The 19774-nt window shown below is 49.9% G+C and carries 19 protein-coding genes; 12 read left to right on the forward strand and 7 right to left on the reverse strand.

The window, feature by feature from the left end:
- The first annotated feature begins 255 nt into the window (after positions 1-255).
- Positions 256-930 carry a transporter substrate-binding domain-containing protein gene (locus JIG40_RS03105; protein ID WP_348541333.1) on the forward strand — a complete coding sequence of 225 codons (675 nt, stop codon included), beginning with the start codon at positions 256-258 and terminating at the stop codon, positions 928-930.
- 14 nt (positions 931-944) lie between these two features.
- Here JIG40_RS03105 and torA read toward each other — a convergent pair whose 3' ends face one another.
- Genes torA through torE form a run of 3 tightly spaced genes read right to left on the reverse strand, consistent with a single transcriptional unit; the run spans position 945 to position 4842 of the window.
- On the reverse strand, positions 945-3407 hold the full coding sequence (torA, locus tag JIG40_RS03110; RefSeq protein WP_199464741.1) for a trimethylamine-N-oxide reductase TorA: 2463 nt from the start codon (positions 3405-3407) through the stop codon (positions 945-947).
- 24 nt (positions 3408-3431) lie between these two features.
- Positions 3432-4616, reverse strand: a complete 1185-nt coding sequence (torC, locus tag JIG40_RS03115) for a pentaheme c-type cytochrome TorC (RefSeq protein ID WP_158147392.1) — start codon at positions 4614-4616, stop codon at positions 3432-3434.
- A 49-nt stretch (positions 4617-4665) separates the two neighbouring features.
- A complete protein-coding gene (gene torE, locus JIG40_RS03120; RefSeq protein ID WP_020330260.1) occupies positions 4666-4842 on the reverse strand; it encodes a trimethylamine N-oxide reductase system protein TorE in 177 nt (58 codons plus the stop codon).
- Positions 4843-5262: 420 nt separating this feature from the next.
- Here torE and JIG40_RS03125 point away from each other — a divergent pair, with 420 nt between their 5' ends.
- Positions 5263-6063 (forward strand): ABC transporter permease, encoded by an 801-nt coding sequence (locus JIG40_RS03125; protein ID WP_158150860.1) that lies wholly within the window; start codon positions 5263-5265, stop codon positions 6061-6063.
- Between the two features lie 212 nt (positions 6064-6275).
- Here the strand turns inward: JIG40_RS03125 and focA are convergent, their stop codons facing one another.
- Positions 6276-7118 carry a formate transporter FocA gene (gene focA / locus JIG40_RS03130; protein ID WP_020330258.1) on the reverse strand — a complete coding sequence of 281 codons (843 nt, stop codon included), beginning with the start codon at positions 7116-7118 and terminating at the stop codon, positions 6276-6278.
- A gap of 410 nt (positions 7119-7528) precedes the next feature.
- Between focA and JIG40_RS03135 the strand changes: the two genes are divergently transcribed.
- Positions 7529-7762 (forward strand): TIGR02647 family protein, encoded by a 234-nt coding sequence (locus JIG40_RS03135; protein WP_020330257.1) that lies wholly within the window; start codon positions 7529-7531, stop codon positions 7760-7762.
- A gap of 34 nt (positions 7763-7796) precedes the next feature.
- Here JIG40_RS03135 and JIG40_RS03140 read toward each other — a convergent pair whose 3' ends face one another.
- Positions 7797-8225 carry a PACE efflux transporter gene (locus tag JIG40_RS03140; protein ID WP_158150857.1) on the reverse strand — a complete coding sequence of 143 codons (429 nt, stop codon included), beginning with the start codon at positions 8223-8225 and terminating at the stop codon, positions 7797-7799.
- An 85-nt stretch (positions 8226-8310) separates the two neighbouring features.
- Between JIG40_RS03140 and JIG40_RS03145 the strand changes: the two genes are divergently transcribed.
- Genes JIG40_RS03145 through JIG40_RS03155 form a run of 3 tightly spaced genes read left to right on the forward strand, consistent with a single transcriptional unit; the run spans position 8311 to position 10653 of the window.
- On the forward strand, positions 8311-9201 hold the full coding sequence (locus tag JIG40_RS03145) for a LysR family transcriptional regulator (protein ID WP_158150855.1): 891 nt from the start codon (positions 8311-8313) through the stop codon (positions 9199-9201).
- Complete coding sequence (locus JIG40_RS03150) at positions 9198-10028, forward strand: NAD(P)H-binding protein (RefSeq protein ID WP_143683224.1); 831 nt, start codon at positions 9198-9200, stop codon at positions 10026-10028. Before JIG40_RS03145 ends, JIG40_RS03150 begins: the two co-directional genes overlap by 4 nt.
- Positions 10021-10653, forward strand: a complete 633-nt coding sequence (locus JIG40_RS03155; protein WP_032082008.1) for a YdcF family protein — start codon at positions 10021-10023, stop codon at positions 10651-10653. The genes JIG40_RS03150 and JIG40_RS03155 overlap by 8 nt, the downstream gene beginning before the upstream one ends.
- Positions 10654-10712: 59 nt before the next feature.
- Here JIG40_RS03155 and JIG40_RS03160 read toward each other — a convergent pair whose 3' ends face one another.
- Together JIG40_RS03160 and aspS are read right to left on the reverse strand one after the other, a co-directional pair.
- A complete protein-coding gene (locus tag JIG40_RS03160) occupies positions 10713-11291 on the reverse strand; it encodes a thymidine kinase (protein WP_020428687.1) in 579 nt (192 codons plus the stop codon).
- A 130-nt stretch (positions 11292-11421) separates the two neighbouring features.
- On the reverse strand, positions 11422-13197 hold the full coding sequence (gene aspS, locus JIG40_RS03165) for an aspartate--tRNA ligase (RefSeq protein WP_020330251.1): 1776 nt from the start codon (positions 13195-13197) through the stop codon (positions 11422-11424).
- 324 nt (positions 13198-13521) lie between these two features.
- Here aspS and JIG40_RS03170 point away from each other — a divergent pair, with 324 nt between their 5' ends.
- The 6 genes from JIG40_RS03170 to JIG40_RS03195 all read left to right on the forward strand — a co-directional run bounded on the left by JIG40_RS03170 (position 13522) and on the right by JIG40_RS03195 (position 19676).
- Complete coding sequence (locus JIG40_RS03170; protein WP_199464742.1) at positions 13522-14388, forward strand: DUF72 domain-containing protein; 867 nt, start codon at positions 13522-13524, stop codon at positions 14386-14388.
- A 151-nt stretch (positions 14389-14539) separates the two neighbouring features.
- Positions 14540-15268 (forward strand): carboxy-S-adenosyl-L-methionine synthase CmoA, encoded by a 729-nt coding sequence (gene cmoA / locus JIG40_RS03175; RefSeq protein WP_020330249.1) that lies wholly within the window; start codon positions 14540-14542, stop codon positions 15266-15268.
- Between the two features lie 93 nt (positions 15269-15361).
- On the forward strand, positions 15362-16333 hold the full coding sequence (gene cmoB / locus JIG40_RS03180) for a tRNA 5-methoxyuridine(34)/uridine 5-oxyacetic acid(34) synthase CmoB (RefSeq protein ID WP_020330248.1): 972 nt from the start codon (positions 15362-15364) through the stop codon (positions 16331-16333).
- A gap of 113 nt (positions 16334-16446) precedes the next feature.
- Entirely contained in the window at positions 16447-17184 is a 738-nt protein-coding gene (locus JIG40_RS03185; RefSeq protein ID WP_020330246.1) for an ATP-dependent zinc protease, read from the forward strand.
- 16 nt (positions 17185-17200) lie between these two features.
- Positions 17201-18709, forward strand: coding sequence for an inactive transglutaminase family protein (locus JIG40_RS03190; RefSeq protein WP_020330245.1), 1509 nt, complete (start codon positions 17201-17203; stop codon positions 18707-18709).
- A complete protein-coding gene (locus JIG40_RS03195) occupies positions 18705-19676 on the forward strand; it encodes an alpha-L-glutamate ligase-like protein (RefSeq protein WP_171934077.1) in 972 nt (323 codons plus the stop codon). Before JIG40_RS03190 ends, JIG40_RS03195 begins: the two co-directional genes overlap by 5 nt.
- Positions 19677-19774: the final 98 nt, after the last annotated feature.

The raw sequence follows: 19774 nt of genomic DNA on the forward strand, positions 1-19774 counted from the left end.
AGCTTACGCCATAAGTTAGCTAAGTCACGAATTGCAGACCGCTCTGACTCGTTTGCTTAAAAAGCAGGCGGTGATTGCAATCACAATCCGATACGGGAAATACGCCGCCGTCAGAGCAAATGAGCTACACTCTGCTTCATATATTTCGATTGGGAATATGTCTTGTCACTCTTTACTCGTTTCTTATTCTCCGGTGTCTGGATTTTCGCAACTTGCAACGCGCTCGCCTCCCCCGTTATTCATGCGGTTCAGGACGTGTGGCCACCATACATTATCGACACCTCAGACTATCCCGGCATCTCGGTTGAAATTGCGCAGCGCGCATACGCCAGCCAAGGTTATCAGTTGGAAATGGACATTCGCCCGTGGTCGCGCGCTTTTAAAGAGATTCAGCACGGACGGGATCAAATAGTGATCGCGGCCTGGTATTCCGCCAGCCGGGAACCCCAATTGCGCTTTTCCAATCCTTATCTGTACACCGAGATCAGTCTGATTTCGCGTAAAGACCATCCGGTACCGTTCGGCAATTTTGAAGATCTGAAGGGCAAAACAGTCGGCATCGTGGAGCACTATGCCTACGACGACGACTTTATGGCCAGTAAATGGTTTCAGCGCGTTCCGGCCAGCGATCTCATCACCAACATCCGCAAGGTTCTTGTCGGTCGCGTCGATCTGTTTATTGAGGATGCGCGAGTGGCACGATGGACGATGGTGGAAAACAGCATTTCTCCCGAGGAGTTTACCTACATCCACCCACCCGTCTCGATAAGTCCGCTTTACGTGATGGTGGCGAGAGACAATCCTAAAGCGCAGGTGTATCTGGAGGCGTTCAATCGTGGGTTGGAAGCGATCAAAGCCAATGGTGAATATGACGCCATCTTGCACAAATACGATAGCGGTTTACCAATGGTAAAAAAGCCAGCTCAATGAGCTGGCTTTCATCTTTAGGCGACTTCGATTGGCCCGCCGAATGACGTCACAGGCGGCACCTTGCCAGTGAACTTCTCAAAGTCCACGATACAAGTATTGGCTGAAGTTGCCTGCGCCAACTCTGACGTACCGAGGTCAAGCGTTAACGTATTCGGGTCACCGTAAGTACAGATCGCACCTTCTTTCTCAGATAACGGGCCGTACCAAGCCCCCTCTTCAATGCGAATCACGCCGCGTGGGTAACTGTCCGACAACACCGCGCCCGCCAGTAGCTGACCGCGACCATTGAACACGCGCACTAAGTCGCCCTCTTTGATGCCTTTGGCTTTGGCATCCATCGGGTTGATGTAAACCGGCTCACGACCTTGCACCGCGTAGGTGGCACGGAACGCTTCCGATTCACACATCTGCGAGTGCAGGCGTTTATCCGGGTGGCAAGATTGCAGCCAGAACGGATACTTGTCTGAACCCGGGCCACCGTGTGAACGTTCGGTTTTCTCAAACCACATCGGGTGTTCCTGACAGTGCTCGTAACCGTAGCGACCAATCTTGCGTGAGGTGATTTCGATAAAGCCAGACGGCGTACCCAACGCGTTGATCTCTGGGTCTTTACGGAAATCAGCATGGCGAACCCACGGTTTGCCTTCGCCAAATTCCAGAACGCTTTGTTCCCAGAACTCATCGAATTCTGGCATCTCAAACTTGCCTTCGTTGGCTTTTTTACAGTCGTTGTAGAGCGAGCGTACCCACTCCATTTCGTCCATACCACGCGTAAACTCTTCATGGCGGCCGAAACGACGTGTCAGCTCGGTCATGATTTCAAAGTCGGTACGCGACTGGAACATCGGATCCACCAAGCGGTGCATCGCAATCAGACCTTTGCCGGAATAAGAACCATACGAGTCAATGTCGTTTCGCTCCCACTGCGTACAGGCTGGCAGCACGATGTCGGAGAAGCGACAAGTCGCCGTCCAGTTGAAATCAATCGTGACCACGGTTTCCAGTTTCTGGAACGCGCGTTTCATCTTGTTGCGATCTTGATGGTGATGCCACGGGTTATTGCCCGAAATCACCATCATTTTGAAACCAGGCAGCGTCACGGTATTGCCGTTGTGATTGATTTTCTTACCCGGTTCGAGAATCGCATCAATCCAGCGCGCGACCGGAATCGTGCGGCTGTAACCGTTGAAATCGTTGTTGTCCCATTTCGGTTTTGCGCCTTGATCCAAGTTGCGCGGGAACCCGCCCGGGCCAGCAAAACCGGTCGAAGGTACGCCGATGCCCGAATAGTGGTGACCGTACGAAATACCGCCGCCCGGCAGGCCGATCTGACCAATCATCGCCGCCAGCACCGCACCCATCCAGTATGGCTGCTCACCGTGTTCCTGACGCTGAATACACCAGCCAAACAGCAACTGCGTGCGACCTTTCACCAACATACGGGCGAAATCGCGAATGGACTCTGGCGTCACGCCACAAATCTTCGCCGCCCATTCCGGCGTGCGTTCAATCTTGTCTTTGGTGTTCCCCAACACGTATTGAATGAAGTCATCAAAACCCAGACAGTAAGTGCTGATGAACTTCTTGTCGTAGAGATCTTCGGTGTACAGCACATGCGCGACCGCCAACATAAACGCCACATCAGTCTGTGGGTTGATGTACAGGTGATCGTTCTTTAGGAAACGCTGAGTTTTGTTCTTCACCGGATCGACAGAAACCACATTCACTTCACCCTTGGCGATTTTTTCTTTCAGTTGATCGAGATAGCCAAAGGATTGGTGCGTCTCACAGTTCCAACCCACTTGCAGGTTTTTCACCGGGTCGTTCGCCCACAAAATGATGTTGTCGGAATGCTCAAGGATTTCCGTCCATGAGGTACCCTGCGCATACACTTCGGTCGAACCCAGCACGTAAGGCATGATGGTTTGGCCGGCACCCGTCGAGTAGTCGCCCACTTTAGTGATGTAGTTGCCGTGCATGCCTACCGCGCGCTGCATCATCGCCGTACAGTTGTGGAACGCGCCGGTTTGGTTCCAACCGGTTTGACCCGCGTGCAATGCCCAAGGCCCATATTGCTTCTGTACGCGTTCCAACTCGCGGTAGAACAAGTCAATCGCTTCATCCCAAGTGACACGGATGAAACGGTTATTGCCACGCGTTTCAGCGCTGTATTTATGTTTTTTCAGCCAGTCAAGACGCACCATGGGGTAACGTACACGAGACGGGCTGTAAATAATGCCTTTGATGCCGTTGAGCATATCGGTCGGATGTTTGTCGGTCTCCAGCGGTTTAATTGCCTGAACCTTGCCACCGTAGATCTGGGCGCGAAACGCGCCCCAGTGTGAACCCGACACTTTCCAGGTACCGGTGGTTTCGGCTGCCTGAGCCGTGATTGGTGCCAGCAAGCTTGGGCCAATAATCGACGCCGCACTGGTGGTTGCCACACCTTTTAGAAAACTTCTTCGTGTAATCGCCATCGTGTTTACTCCGTAAAACGCAGATTAATGGTGGCCTTCAGCAAAATCTGAAGAGTGTTTTTGCAGATACTTCAGTACCAGGGCTTCACTGTCGGTATCGAAGTTAACGAATGCCAGCATACCGTCGAACATGCCCGGCCAAGTGTTGGCATCGAAGTGCGCTTCATCCGGTTGCGTGTGACATACCGAACAGTTGGTTTTGTAGGCTTCGCGCGCTTTTTCCCACACGGGCTGCACATCGTTGAGCATGGCTTCTTTCTTCATCCACACTTTGGCCGTCACTTGTTCCCAAGGCAGGCCTGTCAGGTCATCGACTTTCTTCTCGCCCACGGTCACAATTTGATCCGACAGCGCGGCGTCTTTCAGCAGTGAACCGACAGCGATGTTCATACCGAAATCTTCCTGAATCACGCGGCCAAAGCCTTTCGCTTTACGCCAGCCAGAGATTTCGACCTGCATCATGTCGCCTTGCTCAGCCAACACCTTCACTTCCGATGCCGGGTTGAGCAGACCCGCTTCAACTTGGGCTTGCGCATCTTCATACAGTGGCAGATGACGCACGCTGACCAGCGTTTCGCCGTCGGCATAATCGGTATTCGATGCCATGCCTTCCAGTTCACCAATCAGACCACCGGAGCTGTCCATATTTTTCGGCAGGTTGTGCGCGATACCTTTGTGACAGTCGATACAGCTTTGATCCCGCTCCGCCGCTTGCTTCATCTGAATGCGAGCCGTTGGCGACATTTGCTCAAAGTCCATCGAGTCGTAGTTGTGACAGTTTTTACATTCAAGGGATTTGTTGGCCGAGAAGCGATCCCATTCATGCTTGGCTAGCTCAATGCGACGCTCTTCGAATTTCTCAGGCGTGCCCAGATCGCCAAAGACTTGAGCAAACACCTCTTTAGAAGCCTGCATCTTACGGGCGATTTTAGAGGTCCAGTCGTGTGGTACGTGACAATCCGGACAAGTGGCGCGTACGCCGGAATGGTTCTTCCAGTGCACGGTCTCTTGCAGCTCAACATACACGTTGTCACGCATGGTATGGCAGCTAATACAAAACTCCTCGGTGTTGGTGGCTTCCAGCGCGGTATTGAAACCACCCCAGAAAATCACCCCGGCAATAAAACCACCCATGGTCAGTACACCCAAACTGATGTGTACTGCTGGTCGCGTCATGGTACGCCACATTTTCACTATCAAAGATTTCATGTTTCGTTCTCTTAAAATGTCGTTGAGCAGAGGAGAGGGTGAACGACCATTAGCCGTGCGCACCTGGTGGTCCAAAGACGAACATCTGAAGCATCCAAACGATGAATCCATATCCGCCGACAAACGCGACACTTAAAATCGGAAACAGAACTACAGTGATGAAGAGGAATGACTTCCACTCCAGAGAGCGTTTTTCGACGCCCTCAATTTTATTAACATCACTCATACATTTGCCTATTTAAATTGAAGGTATTTTGACCAAGTGAAATTATTTCTTTCCACTCGCTCGTTATTAATTAGGCAAAATGCTAAACCATAAAATTAGTAAGGTTCAATCGAATTACTGCTTTCAACCCTTGTTATTCAATACTTTTTTGAGTTAGAACGGAGATGTGTTCAATTAAAAAATCGTGTTAAAGAATATGAACAGTTATGAAAAAATAATATTATTTCCAATATGTGAAAATCGATCATAAAAATTAACTTTCCACATATTTAAATGGCTAAAAGTAATTAGAATAATTCTCTTCTCACTCGAAATATCGAGACATTTGTTAGCAACTCTTTGCCGTTATGTTTCAAAAACATCACTGATAAACCGAACCATTTCCTGCTAAATTAAACAGAAAAAATTGAGGAGAAAAATATGAGCAGTGTCGTCGATATTTCATGGTGGCAATTAGGGCTATTCAGCATGTTGCTGGCCATCCCGCTGGCTGTGAACGCCCACCACCAACTGGATATCGGTAAAGAGATGTTGTGGTCAGTTGCCAGAATGGCGCTACAACTGCTTCTGGTCGGGATCTATCTGGAATATCTGTTTGCCCATAACAATCTGTGGGTCAACTTAGCGTGGCTGATGGTAATGATTGGCGTCGGCGCAAGCTCGATTGTGTCGAAAGCCAAGCTGCCCGTTAAACTGCTCATCGGGCCGATTATTGCGGGTTTAGCCGTCGGGTTGTTTCCTCTCATTATCCTGCTGTGTGTGGCTGTAGTGCAGCCCACGCCATGGTACAGCGCGCAATATATGATTCCCCTTGCGGGGATGCTACTGGGCAACAGTCTGAGTGGCAACATCGTCGCCTTACAGAACCTGTTTACGGCGTATAAAGAGCGGCGTAGCGAATATGAAGGAGCCCTGTCACTGGGCGCATCGCCTATTTATGCTTCGCGCGGTTTTGTACGCAGTGCACTGCGTAAAGCCAGTGCACCACTGCTGGCGTCGATGGCGGCAACGGGCTTGGTCACCCTCCCCGGAATGATGACTGGTCAAATTTTAGGCGGCACTTCACCTCTCATTGCCATTAAGTATCAATTGCTGATCATGATCGCCATTTTCGTGATGATGAATATTTCTCTGACTTTATCGGTTCATCTCACGCTACGCGTGGCCTTGAGCAAAGAAGGACGGGTAAAAGTCCGTTTTACTGACGAAAACAGTGAATAAAGTCTTGTTGGCATGGAGGCCACGGCACGCGCCAATCCAGTGCAGTTGTCGCACGATGTTTGTGCGCCTTTTGCAACAAAAATCATTCATTTAAGGTTACTCACTCCCTTTGAAACAAGTTATCCACAGAAAATGTGGATAACCGTGAAAAACAAAAAACGCCACAAAGTGGCGTTTTCAGTGAAAATTGCAGTTAACACGCGATTATCGCATCAGTCTTTCAGGTAAATCAGCCAGTACCACATACCGACAAATACCCCGCCGCCAACGATGTTGCCCAGCGTCACCGGAATCAGGTTGTTCACGAAGAAGGTCATAAAGTTCAGATCCGCGTAATGCGCGATATCAGCACCTGTCATTTGCCAGAACGATTCCGGAGCGAAGTATTTGATACCAATCGCCATCGGCACCTGGAACATGTTGGCAATGCAGTGCTCAAAACCTGAAGAAACAAACATCGCTACAGGCAGAATCATTACCATGACTTTGTCTGTCAGAGAGCGGGCACTGAACGTCATCCACACCGCCAGACACACCAGAATGTTACACATCAGGCCAAGAGAAAACGCCTGAATAAAGGTGTGATGCAACTTATGCTGAGAAATCGCCATCGCATTCAGACCAAGCTGACCACCGTCTTCCATATACTGCTTGGTCGACAGCATGATGATCACCAACAGAATGGATCCCGCCATATTACCGAAATAGACTACTATCCAGTTTTTGACCAACTGCATCCAGGAGATCTTACCACTGGCTTTAGCCACCAGCGTCAGCACCGTGCTGGTAAACAGTTCACCACCTGTGATAACCACCAGAATTAGGCCCAGACTGAAGGCAAGACCGCCAAGCAGTTTGGTCACACCGTAAGGCATATCGTGTGCACCGGTCGTGACGACGGTGTAAAAGACAAAGGCGATACCGATATGAATGCCAGCCGAGATAGCAAGAAGAAAAGATTTGTAAGCCGGCTTAGTGGCTTTGCTGACACCAGTGTCTGCGGCGCGTTCTGCCATTTGCGGCGGCAGCAGTGAGTCGAATTGGTTGAGGTCCATAGTCGTTGTTACATTTCGATACAAATACAAAGAGTGGCGGATAATCGCTCTATTTCCCCGTTAATTCAAGGGCTATTTCTTATGTTTACCAAATTTGTTTTTATCGTGACATGAAACGGTCAAATTGATAAACATCTGATTTCGTATTATTTACAAATCAGCAAAAGAGCGACACGGTTTATAGCATTGATATTAAAGATAATTCATTACAGCCGGAAAACAATGTCGTCGTTTGGATTTTGTTATGAATAATATTCATAAGTTTGAATATTTTTATTTCGAAATCCTCTATTAACCTGCTGAAAAAATCATCATAACAGTTCGATATAACACTTCTGTTTCTATGGGATTGCATGATTGAATTTGCCCGCCTATTGTGAACCTAAATCAACCATTAATAAGGGCTTACGATGAAATTTTCTCAACAGCATCTCGACGAACTGAATCTGCTTCTCCAGTTCGATATCGGCAGTGCCGCGACGGGAATCAAAGTTCACACCGATGCCTCTGAAGCGGCACAAGGTGCCGTTCAGCGTTTATATGATAAAGGACTGTGCACCCTGCCCGATGGTGGTTATCTGACCAATGAAGGGATTGAGATGGCCGAGCAGGCCGACCGACTGTTACGCGTGCTGAGCGCATAACTGACAAGAGCGCCAATCGGCGCTCTTTTTGTTTCTACTGCATTTTGGTGGCAACCACCCAGCGCTGATAAGGCTGAAGTTTGTCGTAACACCAGTTGAACGCAATCGTATAGAAGAAGAAAAAAGTCAGAAATCCGGCTTCCAGCAGCAGCGCGGTAGCCCACGAGACTTGTAAGAACCATGCGATCACAGGCACGGTGACAAACACCAGGCTCCCTTCAAAACCCACCGCATGTAACACTCGGATTTTTGCCCCACGCTGACTGCGATCGGCCCCAAACAGGCGATCAAACCCTACGTTGTAGACATAATTCCACAGCACAGTGAATAAGCTCAAGCCAACACCAATTAATGCCAAGCTACCGCTGCTTTTACCTGACAGTAACGCGCCAAGCGGCACCACAAATAGCAAGGCAATCAGCTCAAAACTTACCGCATGAAATAAACGTTCTTTGTTCGACATTATCCGTTGCTCCACATCTGGACATGGAACTATTTTCATCTAGTATTACGATAGATATAAGTTAGATACCATCAGTAAAAACGATATGTTTAGTATTGAACAACTCGAAGCCTTTATCGCTACCGTGGAATGCGGATCATTTTCCAGTGCCGCACGCAAATTAGGCAAGGTGCAGTCGGCGATAAGCCAACATGTGATGAATCTGGAAATTGACTGTAACAGCCAGTTGTTTGAACGCCAGAGACGTTACCCCGTGCTTACTCCCGCAGGTCATAAGTTACTGCCTTACGCGCAAGCCACCGTTCAGCAGCATAAGCGCCTCATCCAACAAGCGACAGGTCTCTCGAACGAAGGCAATCAGCAACTGACACTGGCTCTCGATGAAGGTATTTTGCTCTCCGGACTGACATCCTTGCTGGCCAAACTCGAAGTGGAATTTCCACTCATTGAGCTGGAGTGTCTGAGCGCCTCCAGTAAAGATGTGATAGAGATGATTGAAAGTGGCCGTGCGACATGTGGGCTAATCTTCAGTGAACTGGTGCTGCCGGACACGTTGGATTTTGAGTCCATCGGCTCAATTAAATTTGATGTGTACGTCTCCAGTCAACATGCCCTCGCCCAGTCCGTCGCCCCACACATTGATGCGCTGCGGCTGCACAGGCAACTTGCGATTCGTTCCCGCAACCACACCGCCAGCAGCTTTCATCAGCCACACAGCCCGGATGTATGGTACGCTGACAATTATTATTTATTGCTGGATTTAGCTATCCATGGTTTTGGCTGGTGTTTGCTGCCTACCCATCTTGCTCACGCAGAAGTGCACAGCGGCAGACTCGTGCGGGTTCCGGTCGCTTTCGAACAACTGGCCTGGTACACCAACGTCGATGTCATTCAACATCATCAATACGCTCAGGATTCGATTCATCGGCGCACTCGTGAACTGCTGCGCCAACTGTTTAAAGGACAATCACAATGAAGCATATCGCCATCATCGGCGCTGGTTGGCTTGGTCTGCCACTGGCAAAGCATCTTCAGTCGCTTGGTTATCAGGTCAGTGCCAGCCGGACTTCGCAGCAAGGTGTCGACGAACTCAAACAGCACGACATAGACGGTTTCATCTGCGATCTCAGCCAATCGGATCATTTCGCTGACACATTAGCGTCATTGCATTGCGATACTGTAGTCGGTAGCTTTCCACCCGGTTTTCGACGCGGACAAGGTGCAGAATACGCCACACAATGGCAACAACTGGTGAATGCAGCCAAAGCGGCGCACTGCAAGAAAGTGGTGATGGTCAGTTCGACCACCGTATACCCGGACAGAGCAGAAACCATGGACGAAACAAAAGCGACACTTGCGTTGGCCCTCTCTCAGCCCGATTTCTCAGCCAACGCAAAAGTGATGTTGCAAGCCGAGCAAAGCGTCATAGACTCAGGGCTGGCGTATGCGATCGTCCGTTGCAGCGGCCTGATTGGCCCAAGCCGTCACCCGGCCCGTTTTGCCGCAAGGTTGAAACAAGTCAGCACTCTGGCGCCAGCCAACATGCTGCATCAGGCAGACGCCGTTGGTGCCGTCGCTTTTGCGGTTGAACATTTTGATCATGATGTGGTCAACGCGACGACGCCGCATACTGTCAGCAAAGCCGAATTCTATCAAGCCGCGTTGCAAGCTGTTTCTTCCGACGAGGCTCTACCGCCAGTCGTCGAGATTGCCGACAAGTTGATTGTCAGTGATAAATTGGCGAAGGCGGGATATCAGTTTCACTATTCACACACTCTGGAGGCCTTAAATGGCGATGAGTAAACATCTATACCAGCATCTCGAAACGCTTTGGCAGTACATGCAAATGGGACATCAGCTCAACGCCGCAGATGTCATTTTCGTCCCGGGCAGTAATGATACCCGAGTCGCTGAAGTTGCGGCCGCGCTGTATCACAAAGGTCTGGCCCCGCTGATTGTGTTCTCTGGTGGTCATGGTCGTTTTACCGACGGTATTTTCGAACACAGTGAAGCGGTCACGTTCGCTCAGGTCGCCAAAGATTGCGGCGTGCCTTCGGACGCATTGTTGCTGGAGCCACGTTCAACCAACAGTGGTGAGAACGTGCAGTTCACATATGAACTGCTGAAGAAAAAAGGCATTGAGGTACGCAAAGTCATTCTGGTGCAAAAGCCATATATGGAGCGCCGAGCTTACGCCACATTTATGAAACAGTGGCCGGGTGAAATTGAATCGCTTCAGGTTACCTCAACCGGTGACAACTTCTTCGATTACCTGACCGAAGATCTCACACTGGATTTCGTGCTGGGCGCTCTGATTGGCGATTTCGAGCGTATCCAACACTACCCGGAAAAAGGTTACCAAATCGAGCAACCGATCCCGCCAGAAGTGGAAGCCGCATATCAGGCGCTGAAACCACTCGCCGCTTAAACTTCAAGAAAAAAGGATGGGTTGCCCCATCCTTTTATGTTTCATTTTTAAACGCAGTCTTAACGCCCCAGCGCTTCTTTATAATGCTGGCGGCACACCGACACATATTTGTCATTGCCACCAATAGCAACCTGATCGCCCTCTGAAATCGCATTGCCGTGCTCGTCAGTGCGAATCACCATATTTGCTTTGCGACCACAATGACAGATGGTTTTCAGCTCAATCAGCTTATCGGCCCACGACAACAGGTACTTACTGCCTTCAAACAGCTCCCCCAGAAAGTCGGTGCGCAAACCGTAACACAGAACCGGAATATCCAATTTATCGACGACTTCCGTCAGTTGGTAAACTTGCTCTTTAGAGAGAAACTGGCACTCATCCACCAGCACACAGTGGCGTTTTTCATTCTGATGCAGCTGTTTAATGCTATCAAACAGATTGGTATCCGAGGTGAACAGGTGTGCGTCCGCTTCAAGGCCAATTCGCGAACTGACTTTGCCAACGCCAAAACGATCGTCGATCGCCGCCGTGAAGATCACAGGCGTCATGCCGCGTTCCTGATAGTTAAACGATGATTGAAGCAGTGTGGTCGACTTACCCGCATTCATTGCCGAGTAATAAAAATACATCTGAGCCAAAAGTGCTGTTTCCTGTCTAAAACTAAAATTCGCGCAATTATAAGCGGCTTGGCGTAGTGATTGCCTTAACTCGCTTCGCAATTGCGCGATAAGAAATAAAAAAGGGTGGCTAAGCCACCCTGTAAAACGCTTATTCTGCTTTTTCTTTTGCCACAGTAACCGCAATCGCCAGCTCTTCCAGAGCCGCTGGGTTTGCCAGGCTCGGCGCGTCGGTGAGCAGACACGCAGCCGCTGTGGTTTTCGGGAATGCGATAACATCACGGATGTTTTCGGTGCCACACAACAGCATCACCAGACGGTCTAGACCGAACGCCAGACCCGCATGAGGAGGCGTACCGAACTTCAGCGCATCCAGCAGGAAGCCAAACTTAAGTTGTTGTTCTTCAGCTTCAATGCCCAGCAGGTCAAAGACTGCTGCCTGCATTTTCGCATCGTGAATACGCACAGAACCACCGCCCACTTCGTAGCCGTTCAACACCATGTCGTAAGCATTCGATAGCGCGCCTTCTGGGTTCGCTTTCAGCTCTTCCGGAGTCATGTTCAGAGGAGAAGTGAATGGGTGGTGCATCGCTGCTACATTACCTTCGTCATCCGATTCAAACATTGGGAAATCAACCACCCATAGTGGTGCCCATGTTGAGTCGTTGGTGATGCCCAGATCTTTACCCACTTTCAGACGTAGTGCGCCAATAGCTTCCGCCACTACGTTGGCTTTGTCTGCGCCAAACAGAATGATGTCGCCAGATTGTGCACCAGTGCGTTCGATAATCGCAGTAACGATCTCTTCAGTCAGGAACTTCGCCACTGGAGACTGAATGCCTTCCATACCGGCAGCCAGGTCGTTAACTTTCAGCCATGCCAGACCTTTCGCGCCGTAAATTGCAACAAACGACGTGTATTCGTCGATTTGTTTACGAGTCAGAGCCGCACCACCAGGAACGCGCAGCGCCGCAACGCGACCTTTTTCATCGTTCGCCGGGCCAGAGAAGACTTTGAAATCCACCTCTTTCAGCAGGTCAGCCACATCAACCAGTTCCATTGGGTTACGCAGATCTGGTTTGTCGCTACCGAAACGACGCATCGCTTCGCTGTATGGCATCACAGGGAAGTCCCCCAGATCCACGTCCAGCAGCTCCAGCCACATTTCGCGAATCATTTTTTCGGTGATGGCACGCACTTCATCAGACGTCATGAATGACGTTTCAATATCGATCTGAGTAAATTCAGGCTGACGGTCAGCACGCAGGTCTTCGTCGCGGAAACATTTTACGATTTGGTAGTAACGGTCAAAGCCAGACATCATCAGCAGCTGTTTAAACAGCTGAGGTGATTGTGGCAGTGCGTAGAAGCTGCCTTTGTGTACGCGGCTTGGTACCAGGTAGTCACGCGCGCCTTCTGGCGTTGCTTTGGTCAGTACCGGTGTTTCGATATCCAGGAAGCCGTTAGTATCTAAGAAACGACGAACGAAGCTTGATGCTTTTGCGCGCAGTTTAATGCGGTCACTCATTTCCGGACGACGCAGGTCCAGGTAACGGTATTTCAGACGTTGCTCTTCTGAGTTCTTCTGGTTGAAGTCCAGTGGCAATACGTCAGAACGGTTAATGATCTGCAGGCCTTTTGCCAGTACTTCTACTTCACCGGTTGCCATATCTTTGTTGATTTGGCTCTCTGGACGAGTGCGTACTTCGCCAGTCAGTTTGATACAGAATTCATTGCGAAGCTGGTTTGCCACTTCAAAAACGTCTGCCATATCGGGATCAACAACCACCTGAACGACGCCTTCACGATCTCGCATATCAATGAAGATCAGTCCGCCTAAATCACGACGGCGGTTTACCCAGCCGCAAAGCTCTACAGTTTGTCCTGCGAGGGACTTGTTCAGGTGACCACAATAATGGCTACGCATAATGAAATTCCCAATCTCTAATTAGTCATCAAATTCTAAGCTGCAGATTCGTGCTCCGACCTGCAGCGCAAAGTTCCATTTATACGCTGAAAGGCGCTTAAGATCGACCTTCCAGAATACAATTTGTTGTGTTTTATCAAGCGCCGCTGTTTTTTAGTACAATAATCCGCCAAATCAGCGATTAAAGCGCCTTCAGCCCGCAAAATTGGCGCTGATTATATACCCAAGTGTTCGCAAAATGCGAGGTCACTTGGGTCAAGAGATAATCTGTCGTATCCTGCCTTTTTCAAATCACCGAAAAATGGAAAAGTTGAGTACTTCGCAATGACCCACCTTCCTCTTCGATTGGGGCTGACCATGTGGTCTCATCCGGCATGGCAAAGCAGCTTTTATGGCAGTGGCACACAAGCCGCGGAACGTTTAGCCAAATACGCTCAAGTCTTTCATACCGTGGAAGGCAACACCACTTTTTACGCTTCCCCTTCTCCGTCCACCGTGCAGAACTGGAAGTCAGCCACGCACGATGCGTTTCGCTTCACGTTTAAATTGCCCAAAAGCATTACCCATCAAAACCTGCTGGTGGGCTGTCAGGATGAGTTAAAGGCGTTTATGACACTGATGGAGCCGCTGCACGACCGGGTCGGGATGTGGACAATTCAACTGCCAGCCGCTTTTGGGCCGGAACATCTCGAACAGCTGAAAAAATTTCGTGCTTATTTCCCTTCAGAGTTCCCACTTGGGGTCGAAGTGCGCCACCTGGCCTACTTTGCCAAAGGCGAAGCCGAACGTGCACTCAATCAGTGGTTAATCGAGGAACGCATCGATCGCATCATCATGGATAGCCGTCCCGTGTTTGCGGCCGAACCGTGCAATGAAGTGATCATCGATGCGCAGATGAAAAAACCCAAAGTGCCGGTGCACGCGATTGCGACAGCAGAGAAGCCGATGATTCGCTTTATCGGCCATCCGGATATGGATGCCAACCTGCCCTTTTTTACGCCCTGGTTGCATAAGCTGCCACAGTGGATAAATGAAGGAAGGCAACCTTACGTGATGATTCATACCCCCGACAATAACTTCGCACCAGAACTGGCGGTCAAGCTCTATCAATCTTTGCAGGCATCCCTGACCCTGCCTGACCTGGCGCCGTTTCCGGCTCAGGATGGTAACAATCAACTGGCCATGTTTTAGGCATTGATTCCAGCCTTCACCGCGGCTTAAGAATTTACCGGGAGGAAAGGCCGCCTGTTTAATGACAGAAGGCGAAATTTTTCATAAAATACGCGCCTTTTCTTGAGCCTGATGCATTGTTCAGGCTGACGCTAACCGCCGTGAGGTTACCATGAGCAACAAAGACACTATCTTCTCAGCCCCTATCGACAAGATCGGAGACTTTACGTTTGATGAACGTGTGGTCGAAGTCTTTCCGGATATGATTCAGCGATCGGTACCCGGTTACGCCAATATCATTTCCGCCATTGGCATGCTGGCTGAGCGCTTTGCCAAGCCTCACAGTAACTTGTACGACCTGGGCTGTTCGTTGGGAGCGGCAACCCTTTCGATGCGTCGCAACATCAAGCAGGAAGGCTGTAAAATTATCGGCGTCGATAACTCTGCGGCCATGGTTGAGCGTTGCAAGTTGCACGTCAACGCTTACCGTTCAGATACGCCAGTTGAGATTATCGAAGCGGACATTCGAAACATCGACATCAAAAATGCTTCCGTGGTGGTGCTGAACTTCACGCTGCAATTTCTGTCACCGGAAGATCGCTATACGCTGCTGGAAAAAATCTATGCCGGGCTGCGTCCGGGTGGCATTTTGATCCTGTCTGAAAAGTTTGTCTTTGAAAATCAGGTAGCCAACGAGTTGCTGATTGATCTGCACCACGACTTTAAACGTGCCAACGGCTACAGCGAGCTGGAAATCAGCCAGAAACGCAGTGCGATTGAAAACGTGATGCGTCCGGATTCTGTCGAAACACACAAAGCTCGCTTTGAGCAACTGGGCTTTTCCAGCTATGAAGTCTGGTTCCAGTGCTTTAACTTCGGCTCGATGTTCGCCATTAAATAATTGGTTTTAGCAACGCGTTCCCTGCCCTGACGGAACTCATGTTGCCTTTTTGATGATGTCAGGGCGCAGATGTCGCTATTTAGGAAACCCGCCATGTTTGACTTTGGTAACGTTTATTCACTGCTGGCCCAGGACACCCGTCTTCAGCCTTGGCTCAAAATTCTGCCGCAGCAACTGTCTGACTGGCAAGAACAAAGCCACGGAGATATGGACCGCTGGTTACGTGCCTTAAAGAAGATCCCCGATTTCAAACCAGACAATATTGACCTGAAAGATTCGGTGAGCGTGAGCAACAGCGAACCGCTGCCATTGGGCGAGCAGAAGAAGCTGGAAAGCCTGCTGAAAATGTTCCACCCGTGGCGTAAAGGTCCTTATCACCTACACGGCATTCATATTGACACGGAATGGCGTTCAGACTGGAAATGGGACCGATTGTTGCCACACATCTCACCTCTGAAAGGCCGTAGTGTGCTGGATGTCGGCTGCGGCAACGGTTACCACATGTGGCGTATGCTGGGTGAAGGCGCGCATCAGGTCATTGGTATCGACCCTTCTGAACTGTTTTTGATCCAGTTCGAAGCGGTGCGCAAATTAATGGGCAACAATCAGAACATTCACCTGCTCCCATTGGGCATTGAACAGCTTCCGGAACTGGAAGCCTTTGACACCGTATTCAGCATGGGCGTACTGTATCACCGTCGCTCTCCACTCGACCATCTTATCCAGTTGAAAAATCAACTGATTTCTGGTGGCGAACTGATTCTGGAAACGCTCGTCATCGAAGGGGATGAAAACGCTGTGCTGGTACCGTTCGACCGATACGCACAAATGCGCAATGTGTACTTCTTCCCTTCGGCTCTCGCTCTGAAAGTGTGGTTGGAAAAAGTCGGTTTTGAAGACGTTCGTATTGTCGATGAAAACGTGACATCGCTGGGTGAACAACGTACGACGGAATGGATGACTCATAATTCACTGCCAGACTACATTGACCCGAATGATCCAACGAAGACAGTGGAAGGCTACCCGGCACCGCGCCGCGCGATTTTGGTCGCTAAAAAGCCATAATTGACACAGTTTTAACTCGCCTTTAGGCCGATAAGACTACCCTAGCACGGGATGCTTGCTGCATCCTTTGCTAAATTTGATAAATCAACTGATAACCAAGAATAAGGTCGCAAATGTTTAAGCGAATCGCACCCGTTGTTGCACTTAGCATGCTTTCCGGTTGCACATTATTGAAGGGTGATGAATACCATCAAGCTACGCTGGACGCGATTCAACAGTCCGAATCCAACCTTGCCAACAAATTCACCAATCTTGAACTTCAAATCAGTAATCAGCTCGATTACATCGATAGCCTGGAAAGTCAGGTCGTTTCCCTCAAATCTGAAGTAAAAGAACTCAAAGTTATTGCAGCAAAACCCCAGCCTGCGACTCAAGCACAACCTAAAGCCGCTCCGCCGATCATCGTAGAAGCCACGCCTCGTCACGAAGTGGTACTCGGTGAGATTGAAAAAGTCACCATTGATGCCATTAAGAAAGGTTTTGATGCCCGTATTGATACTGGCGCGGCAACCTCTTCGTTGAATGCGGTCGACATCGAAGAGTTCGAGCGCAACGGCAAGAACTGGGTTCGTTTCCATCTTACTGATGAAACCGGTGCCAAGGACGAGAACAGTTGGATTGAAGCTCCGATCCTACGCTACGTGCGTATTCGCCAATCCACCAGTGAGCAAACCGAACGCCGGGCCGTGGTGGAATTGTGGGTAAAATTGGGCTCTATCCACGAAAAAACACAGTTCACGCTAGCAGACCGCTCACAGATGAGCCATCCTATTCTTCTTGGCCGCGAGTTTATCCGCGACATCGCGGTTGTTGATGTAAGTCGCAAGTATATTCAGACAGAAACCAAATAAAATAATAAGGCCACTTATGACGTCACGAGTTCCGTTTTATCTATCTATATTTTTGTTGGTAGCGGCTGGCATTACTTTGAGTGTCATGCGCCACCAAAGCTATGGAGTACCTTGGACGCCGGGTGAAACGCGTCAGGTTTGGGATGTAGAGGCTCGCATTGAGTTCATCGCCCAGGGTAAAGAAGCCAAAGTCTCTCTCGCCGCTCCTCATACCCAAGATGGTTACACGCTGGTCGGTGAAAACGCCTCTTCTCCGGGTTACGGCATCTCTTACGTCACCACCGAATCCGGCCGCCGCGCCGAATGGTCAATCCGTCACGCCAGTGGTCCTCAGACAATCTATTACAAAGCGCAATTTTTGGTAGACCCACAGGCTAAGAGCACACCGATTCCACCGAATGGTGAAATTGTTAAGCCAACGTTTGATGGGCCGGAAGAAGCCGCCGCCGTCGCTGTCATTGAACGCGCCAATCGCCTGTCTGCCGATCACGTAACCTTTGCCCGCGAACTGATCAAAACGTTGAACGATTCTGAAAGCCAGAATGCGTCACTGCTGCTGAACAACAAATCCAAAGTGGATACCGCTCAGAAACTGCTGTCTTACGCGCAGGTTCCGAACAAAGTTGTCGGTGTTATTCAACTGGAAGACGGCCGTCGTCGTCAAACGATTCAACACATGAACGAAGTGTGGAACGGCAAGAAATGGGTACTGTTTAACCCGGAAACTGGCACTCAGCCGACGCATCCAAACCTGCTGGTGTGGGATGAATCAAATGTGTCTCTGTTGGATGTCGTGGGCGGTCAGAACAGCCAGGTGCACTTCAGCATGATTGCTCAGGATGTCACACCACAGCAGGCAACCAACAGTAAAGTAGAATCGGATGGACTGCTGAACCTGTCCATTCACAGCCTGCCTCTTGAAGAACAGGCGATGTTCAAAACCATCATGTTGATCCCAATTGGCGCGCTCATCGTCGTATTCCTGCGCGTGATTATCGGTTTGAAAACATCCGGTACCTTTATGCCAGTGCTGATTGCGGTCGCGTTTGTACAAACTCAGTTAACCACGGGTATTGTCGGCTTCCTGCTGATTGTCGGTACTGGTTTGATCATTCGCAGCTACCTGTCGAAGCTCAACTTATTGCTGGTCGCCCGGATTTCGGCGGTAATCATCTCGGTTATCCTGATCATTTCTATTTTCACCGTTGTCGCGTTTAAAGTCGGTCTGACGGAAGGCCTGACCATCACATTCTTCCCGATGATCATTCTGTCTTGGACCATCGAACGCATGTCGATTCTGTGGGAAGAAGAAGGCGCAAAAGAAGTCATTCTTCAGGGTGGTGGTTCGCTGTTCACCGCAATACTGATTTACCTGGCGATGACAAACTCTTACGTTCAGCATCTGACCTTTAACTTTATCGGCCTGCAACTGATCGTTCTGGCAGCTATTCTGCTTCTGGGTACTTACACCGGATACCGCATTACAGAGCTGCGTCGCTTCAAACCACTAGCAGACGGAGATTAATATGTTTTTCTCTCTTTCTGAGTACACCTCCCCTTTTAAGCTACGCCATAAGGGGATCATGGGCATGAACAAGCGCAACCATAGCTACATTGGCCGCTACAATGATCGTTCCAAATTTCCGCTGGTGGATGACAAGCTCAAAACCAAACTGATCGCCCAGCGGGCCGGATGTACCGTCCCTCAACTGATCGGCGTGATCAGCAACCAAGGTGACGTGAAGCGCATCCACGACATGGTCAAAGAGTGGCCGGGCTTCGTCATCAAGCCGGCTCGTGGCAGTGGTGGTAAAGGTATTCTGGTGGTGGTTTCACACAAAGATGGTGTCTACACCAAACCTTCCGGTTCGACAATCGGCAAAGAGGATGTCGAACGCCACATCAGTAATGCGCTGGCCGGGCTTTTCTCTCTTGGCGGCAAAAACGATGTGGCCGTGGTGGAAAACCTGATTAAGTTTGATGACTGCTTTGATGGCTTCAGCTACGAAGGTGTGCCTGACGTACGTATCATTGTGTTTAAAGGTTATCCGGTCATGGCGATGATGCGCTTATCAACGTCGGCATCAGACGGTAAAGCAAACCTTCACCAAGGCGCTGTCGGTGTCGGGATTGATATCGCGACCGGTAAAGCTGTGCGCGCTGTACAGTTCAACCGTCCGGTCACGCATCACCCAGATACCGGTAAAGAACTCAACACGCTGCAGGTTCCTCACTGGGAACGCTTACTGACTCTGGCGGCCAGTGCCTGGGAAATGACAGGTCTTGGCTACATCGGCACTGATATGGTGCTGGATAAAGAAGAAGGTCCTATGGTGCTGGAACTCAATGCGCGTCCGGGCTTGGCGATTCAAATTGCCAACGGTGCGGGCTTGCTGCCACGTTTGCATCATATTGAAAGTTTGGGCACACCATTGATCGCGCCAACGCCAGCGGAGCGCGTGGCCTATGCCGCTAAGCAGTTCGGACTGTGAGACAACGAATCGGGGCGCGCAAAGCGCCCTTTTTTATCTCGTCATCAAAATTCAGCGCTTCAGGTATCCCAGATTCAACAGCGTCAATCCAACAACAA

This window comes from Vibrio sp. bablab_jr001, from assembly GCF_016464285.1.
GTDB classification, from domain to species: Bacteria; Pseudomonadota; Gammaproteobacteria; order Enterobacterales; family Vibrionaceae; genus Vibrio; species Vibrio fluvialis.